Source organism: Clostridium saccharoperbutylacetonicum N1-4(HMT) (assembly GCF_000340885.1).
Taxonomy (GTDB): Bacteria; Bacillota; Clostridia; order Clostridiales; family Clostridiaceae; genus Clostridium; species Clostridium saccharoperbutylacetonicum.
Genome location: NC_020291.1, coordinates 6,148,468 through 6,163,678 on the forward strand (window position 1 = coordinate 6,148,468; position 15,211 = coordinate 6,163,678).

8 protein-coding genes are annotated in these 15,211 nt (G+C 30.4%); all 8 read right to left on the reverse strand.

The window, feature by feature from the left end; genetic code table 11:
• Nucleotides 1–1,126 precede the first annotated feature (1,126 nt).
• The 8 genes from CSPA_RS26765 to whiA all read right to left on the reverse strand — a co-directional run bounded on the left by CSPA_RS26765 (nucleotide 1,127) and on the right by whiA (nucleotide 15,194).
• Entirely contained in the window at nucleotides 1,127–4,327 is a 3,201-nt protein-coding gene (locus CSPA_RS26765) for a non-ribosomal peptide synthetase (RefSeq protein WP_015395554.1), read from the reverse strand.
• Between the two features lie 284 nt (nucleotides 4,328–4,611).
• Entirely contained in the window at nucleotides 4,612–5,247 is a 636-nt protein-coding gene (locus CSPA_RS26770) for a recombinase family protein (RefSeq protein WP_390624465.1), read from the reverse strand.
• Between the two features lie 221 nt (nucleotides 5,248–5,468).
• Complete coding sequence (gene rlmD, locus CSPA_RS26775; protein WP_015395556.1) at nucleotides 5,469–6,833, reverse strand: 23S rRNA (uracil(1939)-C(5))-methyltransferase RlmD; 1,365 nt, start codon at nucleotides 6,831–6,833, stop codon at nucleotides 5,469–5,471.
• Nucleotides 6,834–7,292: 459 nt separating this feature from the next.
• Entirely contained in the window at nucleotides 7,293–8,714 is a 1,422-nt protein-coding gene (gene pyk / locus CSPA_RS26780; RefSeq protein ID WP_015395557.1) for a pyruvate kinase, read from the reverse strand.
• A gap of 65 nt (nucleotides 8,715–8,779) precedes the next feature.
• Entirely contained in the window at nucleotides 8,780–9,736 is a 957-nt protein-coding gene (pfkA, locus tag CSPA_RS26785) for a 6-phosphofructokinase (RefSeq protein WP_015395558.1), read from the reverse strand.
• 369 nt (nucleotides 9,737–10,105) lie between these two features.
• On the reverse strand, nucleotides 10,106–13,684 hold the full coding sequence (locus CSPA_RS26790; RefSeq protein WP_015395559.1) for a DNA polymerase III subunit alpha: 3,579 nt from the start codon (nucleotides 13,682–13,684) through the stop codon (nucleotides 10,106–10,108).
• A 165-nt stretch (nucleotides 13,685–13,849) separates the two neighbouring features.
• The gene (locus tag CSPA_RS26795; protein WP_015395560.1) at nucleotides 13,850–14,140 is read right to left on the reverse strand and encodes a Dabb family protein; all 291 of its coding nucleotides are present in this window, start codon (nucleotides 14,138–14,140) and stop codon (nucleotides 13,850–13,852) included.
• Nucleotides 14,141–14,246: 106 nt separating this feature from the next.
• Nucleotides 14,247–15,194, reverse strand: a complete 948-nt coding sequence (gene whiA / locus CSPA_RS26800; protein ID WP_015395561.1) for a DNA-binding protein WhiA — start codon at nucleotides 15,192–15,194, stop codon at nucleotides 14,247–14,249.
• Nucleotides 15,195–15,211 lie beyond the last annotated feature (17 nt).

Genomic DNA, 15,211 nt, shown 5'->3' on the forward strand with positions numbered 1-15,211 from the left:
CCAGTACAGTCCGTTTTAATTTTACTATGTAATTTATCTATATTAAGTGCCCTAGCAAGAAGTATACTTTCGGCAAATACATGATGCTAGTATAAATAGTACAAGTTGAAAGTGAAAAAATCTGAAATTTAGTTTATATTAAAGAAAGAGTTTTTTAACATGAGTAGACAGTTCACAAAAGAATTTAAATAATATGCAGTAAGGTATTATGAAGAACTTAAAGACTTTGGTATAAAAGTATGTTCAAAAGAATCTAGGAGCAAATAGAACTGTACTATTTGATTGGATCAAAAAATCTAAAAACAATAATGGAGAGGTTCCGACAAGAAAATCTGGTAATTATCAAAGTGATAAAGCAAAAGAAAATGCAAGGCTACGTAAGGACTACGTGATTCTCCAGGATGCTTTAGAAATATAAAAAAAAGTGCTCAGCATTCTGGGAAAACAAAAAAAGCTCTTTGTTATCCCCACACATAAGTCGATAGCTCTGTACAAATGCACCTTCAATGATAGCTTCATCAATACCTTTGCTTTCAGGACAGTATTTCTTACCTTTTTTAGTACCTACAACAACATTGCCAGTTACTCTCTTTTGATGAGGTGTTCAGCTGTGCCAATTACGGCGAGAAAGGTTACTGCCACAGAAACCACATTTTAGCATACAGCTAAATGTGTACTTTTTATTATAAGCCTCCCTGCGACCGTGAGCGTCTACCTTAGTACGGTTCACGTTACGTCGATTAAATCTCCTGTGCTTTCTCATATGTGTCCTTATAATTTATTAAAATAACAGTTTAGCAATTAAATATTATTTTTTAAACTTACATTTCGTAGGTTTGTTTGCTGTGCTTATTTTTATATAAAAACAACCACCAATGATAAAATCTATAGGTTTCCAACGGATTGCATAAAAATTTGCTTTTATACATTAGTTTCCGTGACTACTCATATGAATAAAAATAAGCCCTATTTCTAAGACTTTTATTATAATACCCCAAATAAGGGTTTATGGTTTTATATTCATGGGGGATTTGTCGGATGCACCCCATAAATTTCTTAAGATGATTACATTTGATGGGAGAGGTCAGTAGATAAAATAATTGTCTACCTCCTACTCAATTTATATTCAAACAAAGTTCTTTAAATATTTACTTATCAGCTCAGCATTCATAGGTTCACATTTAATATTTGTTCCTCTCAAAGCATTATCAGTATTTTTGGTTTCTAGAATTGGAGCCATTTCACCAGTTCTAATTTCAAAGTTTTCGCATGCATTACTTTTGACTATTTGGAATAGAGATTCTAATAATTTCAAAGGATGTTCACTACCTGATTTATATAGATTTTCTTTCCAAGTAGCATAATCGATATCTTTAGTTTCATATCCACACTCATTAACTAATCGTCCTAATTCACGAACAGATATATGAACACTATTTAATAAGTTATATGCTTTTCCATATGATTTGCCTTGTTTTGAGATATATATTATAGCTTCAGCTATATAATCTACCTGAGTCATGTGTATTTTCATATTTATATCTGGATATGTCTTTGTTTGAATCATAGATTTAATTGTTCTACTAACTGAATCACTATACTTCCATATACCAGTTTTATTATCTCCAGTTATTTCTCCTGGACGATATATTGCTGCTCTTAATCCCCTTTCTCTTGCAATATGAATTATATTTTCTGATACCCATTTACTTTCACTATATGATAAATAGTATCCTGTGCAACTTGAAAGTGGGTCATCTTCTGATACTGTTTTATCAAAATAACTTGGATTATCAAAAACGCTATATGAAGATATATAGTTATAGTACTTTTGTTTTCCTTCACAAGCAAATTCAATAGTTCTCACTGTTCCTGATACATTAGTATCTTTTAATCTCTCATATGGGTATACAAAATTAAGTATTGCCCCATTATGATATACAGTATCTACAACTTCAGTAAGCTGCTTGTACTTTTCTTCTTCTATTCCTAATAATGATTTATCAAGAGAGCCTATCACTGGAATAATATTTTCCTTATATTCATCTTTCCACAATTTATAATATTCCATATTTTCTTTTAATCTTCTAAAACCGTCTTCGTCATCCTTCGCTCTTACATGGCAATAAAGTTTTGCTTTAGTTTCAGCTATTAATGTGTTAATCAAATATGCGCCAACAAATCCAGTAGTTCCAGTTATAAAAATATTTTTCATGGGAGGATTTTCAGTTTCATACTCTTTAGCATAAATGCTTTCATCTAACTTAACTTCATCATATAAATAGCTTTTATCCTTCTCCAATATACTTACGTCTTCTCCACTTAGAGTTTTATCAATATATTCTCCTATTTTTTCTATTGTAGGATTATCGTATATAAATGATATTGGAACATTTATAGAAAATATATCTTCTATATTGGCTGTAAGACCTAGTACTTCTAAGGAATCCATTCCTAAATTTAGTAAATTATCATTACTTCTAGTTTTATGTGAAAATTCCTTATCAATAATATCACCTAATGTCTTTTCTGTTTCTGTACTATATTCTATAGGTTCACTGCTTTTTAGAGAATTATCTTCTTCACTTAAATTTATTAAATTCAATTTTTCTTCTTTATATAAACTAGCAGATTTCATTATTGATATTTTTCCATTATCAGACCTTGGAAGTGTCCCCTCTCTTATAAATCCAACATGATACGGTGATACTTGAAAATATTTTGATACACAGGAACTTATTCTACCAGCTACTTCATTTAAATTCCCCACCTTTACTATCTTTTCTGGTATTTCAGGAATAATAATTAATCTTTCCTTGTATTCATTTATTACGGGAAATGCAATAATATCTGAATCTTTTAATTCAGATATTTCTTCCTTTAATTTTATTGCAATATCATTTGGTAATATATTTACTCCATTAATAATGATAAGTTCTTTTATACGTCCTGTAACGTATATTTTTTTATTTTTTATAATACCTAAATCTCCTGTACGAAGGAAATTTCCATTATACCCCTTTAATTTTGCATTAAAGGTTTCATTTGTCGCAATTTCGTTTTTATAATAACCTTGGGCTATAGAAGGTCCTTGTGCCCATAATTCTCCGAACTCATCTTCGGCACATTCTTCAAGAGTGGTTGGATTTACAACCTTTATGACTATATGATTAATAGCTTCTCCATTACTTAAAAATTGAATTTTATTTCCAGTATTTTCACTGGCTAAAACCCATTTTCCAGCTTGATACTCGTCGAAATCAATTTCTATTCTCTCATCCTCTGAATAATAAGTATTTGTTGTTATTCCACATGTAGCTTCTGCCAGACCATATCCTACTATGAATTTATTCACAGTAATTCCGAATTCTTTATATGCATCAGCAAACTGTTTCATAGTTGAATGGTTAACTAACTCAGAACCATTTAATAATGTCTTTACATTTGATAAGTCAATACCTTTTAGTTTAACAGAAGGCACTAACTTTGGATAAGATTCATAAACTGAGTTTGGTGCAATGGTAACGTCTGCTTTAAAATCACTCATTCCTTCAAACCATCTTAAAGGTTTTTCAAGAAATGCATTTGGTGACATAATTCCTACGGAAAGTTCTTTATCTAACATAGGTGAAAATATTAAATACACAAGACCTAGGTTGTGAAAGAAAGGAACCCAACCAAATAACCTTTTATTTTGCATAGATTCCTTGCTTAAATTAACAAGGCTCACAATATTTCCATAAGATACCATTACCCCTTTTGGCTCACTAGTTGACCCCGAAGAATATTGAATATATATAATATCATCTAGCGATACTTCTTCTGGTATGAAATCTTTATCTTCAGTGCACTTCTCTACATTAATTACTTGTAAATTCTCCAATAATGAATTATATTTTTCATCCTTTTTTACTTTTTCTAAAACTGAATGAATCTCATCTTCAATCGAATCGCCACATAATATAAATTTGGGATTACAAGATTCCACAACTGATAAAAATCTCATCATCTTATTGGAATCCGTTGGTGGTGGAATTATTGTAAATATTGTTCCTGCTAATACTGATCCTAAAACTGATAATACATTATCAGCTGTTTGTGTAGAAAAAATAACTACTTTGTCTCCTTTTTGTGCCTTTCTTCTTTTTAACATAGATGCTATAGATAATGATTTTTCAACTAAATTAGCTCTTGTTAATGTAATTACTTGTTTTTCTTCTCCAGAATATTCATAAAAACTAAAACAAATGTTATTCTCATTTTCCCTCGCATTTTCATTTAACACCTTCCAAAAATTATCTTGATATCCTTTAATATAATATTTCATTATATTTCATCCTCCTATATAATTTTAAAAATTCCATATTATGTAAATATTATACTACTGTTTTTACTTAGTATCAAAACTTATAGATTTATTTTATACATAATTTTTATACTAAATTCGAGTACAACTAACATATCCGTGTAAAAATCTTAATTTATATCTAATTTTTGTCTTAGATTGGTTTTTGTCGGAAATGTTGACTGTACACCTTTAAAATTAGACATAATAAAAACACCTACTCTAAAAATAAGTGCTTTCAATATTTATATAATTTTTAATATTTTCTAACATTGCTCTTTTTCATCTTTATATCTTTTCACTAAATTATAAAAACTATTTTTCTTTAATTGAGTAAGCTCCATTGCTTTTACTGCAGTAATTTCTCTGGCTTTCCACTTATCATAAGTTTCTTTCCAGTTACCAGGATATTCAACACATGGTCTACCTAGTTTTCTTCCTTTCGCCTTAGCTACCGCAATTCCCTCAGCTTGTCTTTGTTTAATCTTTACTCTTTCTTTTTCAGCCATATATGATAAAAGTTCAAATACTATATTTGATATTAATTTCTTCTCTAAATCTGATTTCCCAACAGTATTTAGAATTTCAGTATCAATAACTATTATATTTATACCTGTCTTTTCTAAATCACGCCATTCCTCTTTTATCATTTCCATATTTCTTCCGAGCCTATCAAGCTCTTTAATTATCAAAGTATCCCCTAATCTTAGTAATTTCTCTTTTAATGTAAGATGTCTTTCTCTCTTAAAATCTTTTCCTGATATATGTTCTTTTATTATATCTATATTAACATCTATTGAAATATTATGTTTCTTGCAATAATCACTAATACTATTTATCTGTCTATCTAAATTTTGTTCCAATGCTTTTAGAATCAAATGCAAATACAAAGGACATACAATACAACACCGTCTAGGACATTCTAGACTGTCCACAACTATGGATATATATTCACATATTACTAAGCAAATGAGCGACAATACTGTGGATATATTTGAAAATATGCTAAAACAGGATAATGAGGTTTAATAATATCATTTCATTTGCCACCGTGTACTTATTTATGGTGACAAATAGGTTGAATTGCTTCCAATCTTAAGCTTATAATCGCTGTAAAATAGAGCTATTTCTTAATTAATTTAACTACTGTTTCTATATGCTTCGTCATTGGGAACATATCGACAGGCTGAACTTCCACTGTCTCATACTCTAACTGCTCTAAGTACTTTAAATCCCTTGCCAAAGTGCTTGGATCGCAAGATACATAAACTACTCTTTTAGGTTCAGCCTTTCCAATTGCATCTAATAATTTAACATCGCAACCCTTTCTTGGTGGATCAACAACTATAACATCTGGTTTAATTCCATCTTCAATCAATTTAGGTATTATTTCTTCTGATTTCCCCACATAGAATACAGAGTTTGTAATTCCATTATTTTTGGCATTTATTATTGCATTATCAATTGCTTGCTCAACTATTTCAACACCATAAACTTTTCTTGCTTTTTGAGACAAAAATAATGATATTGTTCCGGCACCACAATAAGCATCAAAAACCACTTCAGTTCCAGTTAACTCAGCATATTCTAAAGCTTTATTATATAATACTTCTGTTTGAATTGGATTTACTTGAAAAAAAGAAACTGGTGATATGTTAAATTTATATTTTCCTATATAATCTGATATGAAATCTTTTCCCCATAAAGTGATGCATTTATCTCCTAAAGCTAAATTGGTATCCTTAGAATTTATGTTTTGAATTATACTGGTTAAATTTTTACTTTCATTGCTTAGCAAATCTAATAATTCCTGCTTATATGGAATTTTTTTATTTGTAGTTACTATTACAACCATTATTTCATCAGTCTTGAAACCTCTTCTGACCATTATATTTCTGATTAAACCTGATTCGTAAAAAATCCCATCCCTATTAGCTGGTTCTATGGAATATTCTAGCATCCAATTCTTTATAATTTTTATAATTCTATCAGAGTCTTCATTTTGAATATGACAAGTCTCTATATCAAGAATCTCATGGCTCTTTTCACTAAGAAATCCTATTGATAGTTCTCCATTAGTCAATCCAACAGAGTAAATGCCTTTATTTCTATATCTATACGGAACTTTCATTCCAATAGGAACTTTCACTATTTCTGATGATAAGCCACCTATTCTCTCAATACAATCTTTTACTCTATTAAATTTAAAGTCAATCTGACTTTCATAATCTGAATGCATCAACGAACATCCACCGCACTTATCATAATTAATACACTCCGGAATTTTTCTCATACGACATTCTTCTATTACTTCAACAAGCTTCCCATAAGCATAGTTTTTCTTCTTTTTAATTACCTCTATCTTTACAGTTTCATCCTTGAGTGCTCCTGGGACAAATATTGGATATCCTTCTATCTTTGCAACGCCTTCACCTTCATAGCCCTGAGAAATGATCTTCACAATGTATTCCTTATTTTTTTCTACCACATGCACACGTCCTTCATTTATAACTAAACTTTTTATTTAATATTTATCATTATTTCCTACATTTTATCATATTTAAAATAATCTCGCCTTAATATTTTTCTTTAAACTCTATTAGTTTCAAAATTCCTTAATACCATTAAAGGAATCTACCCTCTCTAAATATTGTTATTTTTTTAACCCTTAAATTTCCTTATACAAAAAAAGAGCACCTTTCGGTGCCAATACAGAATCAGTTGCCATTTAATTCCATAACTATTAAATTATTATTCCTTGTTTAAAGCAATAATATACATTATATATTAAATCTCACTTGTATAATTGTTAATTTTTTGTTAACTTTTTTATTCAAGTTCTGAAATTTTAAATTACTTACAAAATCCTATAATTTTTCTATATAAATAAGAGACCTTGATATAGTATATCAAGGTCTCAATATATTACTAAAAATTATGTTTAAAATTATTTAACAACATCAATCTTTAATAAGTTAGTTGCACCAGTTTGATCTACAGGTACTCCAGCTGCTAATACAACTGTTTCTCCTGCTTTAACAAATTCATTATTTTTAGCTATTTCAACTGATTTTTCTAACATTTCATCAGTTGATTCCATCTTATTAGCAACTACTGCATATACTCCCCATGAGAATGCTAATTGTCTAGCAACTATTGGATCTGGAGTAATAGCTATAATTGGACATTCTGGTCTACATTGAGAAATTCTCTTAGCAGTAGCTCCAGTTTGAGTTGAAGTTATTATTGCAGTTGCTTCTAATTCATTAGCTGCATTACTAGCTGCTCTTGAGATAACTCCTGCGATAGCTGGAATGTGTGATTTAGCTTGAGAAACGGCTACTTTATATTCTAAAGATTTTTCAGTTTCTTCAGCAATTCTTGCCATTGTAGTTACAGCTTCTACTGGATAATCTCCATTAGCACTTTCTCCTGATAACATTATTGCATCAGTACCATCTAAGATAGCATTAGCTACGTCTGAAACTTCTGCTCTTGTTGGTCTTGGATTTCTCATCATAGAATCTAACATTTGAGTTGCAGTGATAACTGGTTTTCCAGCTTCTTTACACTTCTTGATCATCATCTTTTGAACAGCAGGTACTTGTTCTATTGGAATTTCAACTCCCATGTCTCCTCTAGCAACCATTAAAAGGTCTGAAACTTCTAATATTTCATCAATATTATCAACACCTTCTTGGTTTTCGATCTTAGAACAAATTAAGATTTTTTCTCCACCATTTGCATCAAGTATTTCTCTTATAGTCTTTACGTCAGACGCTTTTCTGATGAATGAAGCAGCTATCATAGTAACTCCAACTTCACATCCAAAGATTAAATCTGATTTATCTTTTTCAGTAAGTGCTGGTAACTTAATAGATACTCCTGGTACGTTAACTCCTTTATGAGTTCCAACAAATCCAGTGTTTTGAACTTCACACTTAATAGCGTTTCCTTCGATAGATTTAACAGTTAATCCTACTAAACCGTCATCTATTAAGATAGTGTTTCCAGGCTTAACATCATTAGCTAATCCTGCATATGTAACTGCACATTTAGTTGTATCACCAATTACATCCATATCTCCAGCATATACTGTAAATTCTGTTCCTTTAGTTAATTCAAGCTTCTTTGGTTCGAATTTACCAGTTCTGATTTCTGGACCTTTAGTATCAAGAATTATTGCAATTTCTCTATTTAACTTCTTTGATAATTCTTTAACCTTTACAATTCTCCCACCGTGTTCTTCATGATCTCCATGTGAAAAATTATGTCTTGAAGCATTCATTCCTGCAAGAACTACTTTTTCTAAGATTTCCATATCTTCACTTGCTGGACCAATAGTACATATCATTTTAGTTTTTCTCATTAAACTAACACTCCTCTTTCTTGGATTAATTATACAATTTATATTAATAAACTATAAACAAATTATTATGATAATACTTGAGCTATATCATATAGCTCTTTATCAAATTTACTTTCCATATCTAGAGCTTCATCTATATCTTGGTCTATTATTTTATTATCTTTAATTCCAATTACTCTTGAAGTTTTTCCTTCTAATAATACTTCTATAGCTCTTGCTCCCATTCTTGAAGCTAAGACTCTATCAGTAGCAGTAGGACTTCCTCCTCTTTGAATATGACCTAAGATTGTTGCTCTTGTTTCTATTCCTGTTACTTCTTCAACTTCTTTTGCAAGTTCAAATGCTCCACCAATTCCTTCTGCAAGGATTACTAAATTATGCATTTTTCCTCTATTTTTTCCTTCTAAGATAGTTCTGCAAAGTGCATCCTTATCAAAATCTATCTCAGGAATTATGATTGCTTCTGCACCACCACAAATACCTGCATATAAAGATAAATCGCCACAGTCTCTCCCCATAACTTCTACAATAGAAACTCTTTCATGAGAAGTTGAAGTGTCTCTGATTTTATTTATAGCATCTACTACAGTATTTAAAGCTGTATCAAACCCTAAAGTAAAATCTGTGTAAGCTAAATCATTATCTATTGTTCCTGGTAAACCTATTGTTTTAATTCCAAGCTTTGATAATAATTTTGCACCCATGAATGATCCATCTCCGCCGATAACTACCAACGCTTCAACACCATATGCTTGCAATATTTTAGCAGCTTTTTTTCTAACTTCTTCATTTTTAAATTCTGGACATCTTGCAGTTCTTAGTACTGTTCCACCTCTTTGAATTATATCAGATACAGAATTTCTATCCATACTAAATAATTCACCATTAATTAGTCCACTATATCCTCTTTGAACTCCCATAACTTCTATACCGTTATGAAGGGCAGTTCTTACAACAGCTCTAATTGCAGCATTCATACCAGGTGCATCTCCACCACTTGTTAACACAGCTATTTTTTTCATAATATATATTTCCTCCTTAAATACCGAAAGGGACTCTTTTTGACCCTTATGTACATAATATAACCATAATTTATTAACCAAGAATTATTGTACATAAAATTCAAACAATTATCAATGATATTTAACCATTTTCTGATATAATTCAAAATAAATTTCTAAATTATATCAAATTTTTTATATTATAAATAACTTTTAAATATTAAATTTATATTGTTAACCAACTTACCCATAAATTTCACTATATATGTGTTACTTTTTATTAGGTATCAATCACCTTATATTATACCCAATAATCGATAAAATAGTAGAATTTGATCTCATTTTTGCAATATTAATTTTTGTAATATTTTTCATTTACCTATTTGCAAATTATAACTCAATTATTTTTACATTTTCTTCTCCTAAAGTTTCTTTTAACATTATTATAACATCACTATCTAATGATACCCATCTATCCTTAGGAACTCTAAATTTTTGTTTTTGCTGACTTTCAAATATATAAATAGGTGTGTCACCTAGATATTCTTTAGCCAATATATCCTTAAGTCTTTTATTAAGATCTCTAGCTGCTTCAGTATTGTCAACTCTTAAATATACCTTAGCTGTATTTACCTGTTCCAAAGGTTCTATACTTTCACATATTAGTTTAGGTGGCTCATCTTCCTTTAAGCTTAATCTACCTTTTACTATTACTAAGCTATCTGTTACACATAACTCTTTCACTTTATCTAATGTCTTAGGAAAAACTATTACTTCTATTGTCCCAGTTAAATCTTCTAGCTTTAAAAATGCCATTATAGAGTTATTTCTTGTTACTTTTTGATTAACTCCAGCTAGTATTCCACCTAGAATTACCCTGTCATTATCTTGTAGCGTTTCTTCCCTATTAAACATAGAAATTTCATCTAAATTTTCTTCAAAGGTTTCATCAAGAGTTTCATGAACCGAGAAAATCTTTGATATTTCATTTGTAGTCTGCATTTTTAAACTTTTTGCGTAATCATCCAAAGGATGTCCAGTAATATATAATCCAGTCATTTCCTTTTCCATTGCCAATAGATTCTTCTTGTTAAATTCTTTTATGTTTGGATAACTTACTTCTGGATTTTTTAATTCTTCTGTTCCAAACAAACTTATCTGTCCATCAATATTTCTTCTTTTATCACTAGATATATTTTCAATTAACTTCTCATGTACTGCAAGCATTTTCGATCTAAAAACCTTAAAATCATCTAATGCCCCAGCCTTTATTAAACATTCAACTGCACGTTTATTTATAGCTGATGGATCCATTTTGTTTATAAAATCTACTAAAGACTCAAATTTACCTTTTTCTTCTCTTGCTTTGACTATACTGTCAACAACATTTCCACCAACATTTTTTATAGCAGCCATTCCAAATCTAATTTTATCATCTTTAACTGTAAACCTTGAGAAACTTTCATTTATATTAGGAGGCAAAACTTGAATTCCTAATTCTTCTGCTATCCCAATATAATAAGCTACTTTTTCATTAATTCCCATAATTGAATTAAGCATAGCAGCAAGCATCTCTACTGGATAGTATTTCATAAGATATGCTGTTTGATAACCTACAACTGCATAAGCAGCCGCATGGGATTTATTGAAAGCATATGAAGCAAAATCCATCATGTTATCAAATATCTTATTTGCTACTTCTTCACTTATTCCATTTCTTATACATCCTGGAACGATAACTTCGTCCCCTTCAAGAATACCATGAATGAAGTTCTTTCTTTCTTCTTCCATGACCTTGTGTTTCTTTTTGGACATGGCTCTTCTAACCATATCACTACGTCCCATAGAATATCCAGCTAACTTTCTAACAATCTCCATTACCTGTTCCTGGTAAACCATAACTCCATAGGTAACATTTAGCACACCCTCTAATTCAGGTGTTTCATACTGAACTTTATCTGGATTTTTCTTGCACTCTATATACCTTGGTATCTCAGCCATTGGACCTGGTCTATATAACGATATTCCAGCTATGATATCTTCCAAATTATCAGGCTTTAATTCCTTCATGAAGGAAGTCATTCCCGCTGATTCTAATTGGAATACCCCTGCTGTGTTTCCTTCACCTATCATTTTATAGACTTCTTTATCATCAAAATCAATTTTATCTAAATCAATATCGACTCCTCTATTCTCTTTAACCATCTTTATTGCATCACTCATAACAGTTAAAGTTCTAAGACCAAGGAAATCCATTTTTAGAAGTCCAAGCTCTTCCAAGGTATTCATACCAAATTGTGTTACTATCATTTCATCATTTTTTTGAAGTGGTACATATTCAACCAATGGTTTTGATGCTATAACTACCCCTGCAGCATGCGTTGATGAATGCCTTGGTAAGCCTTCTAAATCCATTGAAACGTCAATTAGTGTTTTTATTCTTTCATCACTATCATAGGCAACCTTTAATTCTGGATTCAAATCTAAGGCTTTCTCAATTGTAATTCCAAGCATTGTTGGTATCATCTTCGCAATTTTATCCACTTCTGTATAGCTATAATTCATAGCTCTTCCAACATCTCTTATACACAGTCTAGCTGCCATAGTACCAAAAGTTATTATTTGAGATACATTATCTGCACCATATTTCTCAACAACATAATCTATCACTTCTTGACGTCTTTCGTAGCAGAAGTCACTATCTATATCCGGCATGGATACTCTTTCTGGATTTAGGAAACGTTCAAAGATCAAACTGTACTTTATAGGATCTATCTTAGTAATTCCTAAAGTAAATGCAACAATAGATCCAGCTGCTGATCCTCTTCCTGGACCTGTAGGTATTCCATGATCATATGAAAACTTAATGAAATCCCAAACAATTAAGAAATAATCTATATATCCCATTTGTTTGATTACTCCAAGTTCATATTCTAATCTATCCACATATTCTTTAGCTTTTTCAGAGTTTTCCACAATTTTATTAACTTCTGTGTAATTTAGCTCTTTATTTCTTAATTCTTCAAATACATCATATCTTTCAATCAAACCTTTATAGCAAGTATCTTTTAAATACTCATAAGGATCCTGTCCCTCTTCTAAAGGAAACTTTGGAAGCTTTGATTCATGAAACTTATACTCGTAATTACACTGTTCTGCAATTTTCATTGTATTTTCTAAGGCCTCTGGTACATATGAAAACATATCATACATTTCCTCAGGTGATTTCAAATAAAACTGATCTGACGGATATCTTCTCCTATTAGGATCATCTATGGTTTTAGCTGTTTGGATACACATTAATACGTCATGGGATTTTGAATCTTCTTTATTTATATAGTGAACATCATTTGTAACAATCAATGGTATTCCAGTTTCTTTAGATAATTTCATATTATCCTCATTAACTTTCTTCTGCTCTTCCATACCATGATCTTGTAATTCTAGATAAAAATCTCCGTTAAAGATATCTTTATATTTTAATGCGACTTCTTTAGCCTTTTCATAATTTCCCTTAAGCAAATTTGACTGAACTTCTCCACCTAAGCACGCACTTAAAGCAATTAAACCTTCACTGTGCTCTCGTAAATAATCACAATCAACTCTAGGCTTATAATAAAACCCTTCAATCGAAGCTATTGATGCAATCTTCATTAAGTTTTGATATCCAATTTCATTTTTTACTAATAAAACTAAATGATAAGTTGAATTTTCTTTATCAGGCTGCTTAATATGCATTGATTTAGGTACTACATATATTTCACACCCTAAAATTGCTTTTATATCATTTTCTTGAGCAGCCTTAAAAAAATCCACAAGTCCATACATGACCCCGTGGTCTGTTATCGCTATGCTGTCCATACCTTTTTCTTTAGCAGCTTTCATAAGCTTTTTTATTTTGCCAGAACCATCTAACAAACTATATTCTGTATGTAGATGTAAATGACAAAATTGCTTTTCCTTCTCCATGTAACTCCTCCTCTCCTTATGATAATTATATCCATAAGTCATTTGAAATTGTCTGCTTTTTAATTATAGCAATCTAAAACTATTTTTTATATAACTTTATCTCAAAAATCGCAAATAACCAAAATCTCAATTCAAATCATTATTGATTGAAATTTTGGTTATCCTTTACAATTGAAAATCTAAAGTTTTACTTCCTTCCATATAAGGACCTATAACCTTTTTGACTTTTTCAACGTGGAACTCATTCACATCATAAGCCAAATAATCTTCTTCATTATCAAATCTTGTTATGATTCCTATATCATAACTTCTGTCACTTCTAATGGTGTCTACTCCAACTTCTAATTTCTTTAATTCTTTAATTTCCCCATTCATAGATAATAAAGTATTTTCTACAAATTTCAAGTTATCTGTTGTTGGTTCCTTTAATTTAAAAAGTACAATATGCGTAAACATAACACCACTCCTTCAGTTATCAGTTTACAGTGCACAGTTTACAGTTAGAAGTAAACAGTTGGCAGTTGGCTTATTCTCCAACTGTAAATTCTAAACTGTGCACTGCCTAGTTGTTTGTTCTTAATTCTTCTGCTATTTTCTCAATTTTTCTTAATCTATGATTAATACCTGATTTTCCTATTGGAGGATCAAGCATTTCTCCTAATTCCTTTAAAGATTCATCTGGATAATTTAATCTTAATTCTGCAATTTCTCTTAGGTTCTCTGGAAGTCTTTGAAGTCCAATCTGTGATTGAATTAATTTTATGCTTTCAACTTGTCTTACTGCTGCATTTACAGTTTTTGAAAGATTAGCTGTTTCACAATTAACAAGTCTATTTACATTATTCCTCATTTCCTTCATTATCCTTATATTTTCAATTTCCAACAAAGATGAATGAGCTCCAATTATATTAAGCAAATCTACAATTTGCTCACCTTCCTTAATATACACTATAAAACTGTTTTTTCTTTGTATCACTTTAGAGTTCAACTTAAATGTATTAATAAGATTAGATAAATCTTTTGCGTATTCCTCACTATGAGTTACAAATTCCAAGTGATAGGTTTTTTCTGGATTACTAATACTTCCTCCACCAATAAAAGCGCCTCTTATATATGCCTTTTTAGCACTTTCTTCCTTAAAAACATTATCTTCTATTCTGTAATCTAAACTCATTATACCATCAATTTCTTTAAGTATACCAGTTTCATTTAGCAGACCTCTAACGCCCATTTCTTCTGATATTACAACCATGTAGATATTATTCTTTTTTAAAGAATTACTTTTTTTAACCATTAATTTTGAATGAATATCACAGTGGTCCTTTAAAAGTGTAAATATTAATCTTGCACTTGCTGGATTTTCTGTGGTCATTTTAAAGCTAAGTCCACTTCCACTAAAAGCTAATGTACCACTTACTTTCATTATAGCTGATATTTCTGCCAATGCTTCTTCCCTTGAAATATCTATATATCTGCATATTTCTCCTTTAACTTTAGATGAAAATGACATTTTATTTCCTTCCTTAT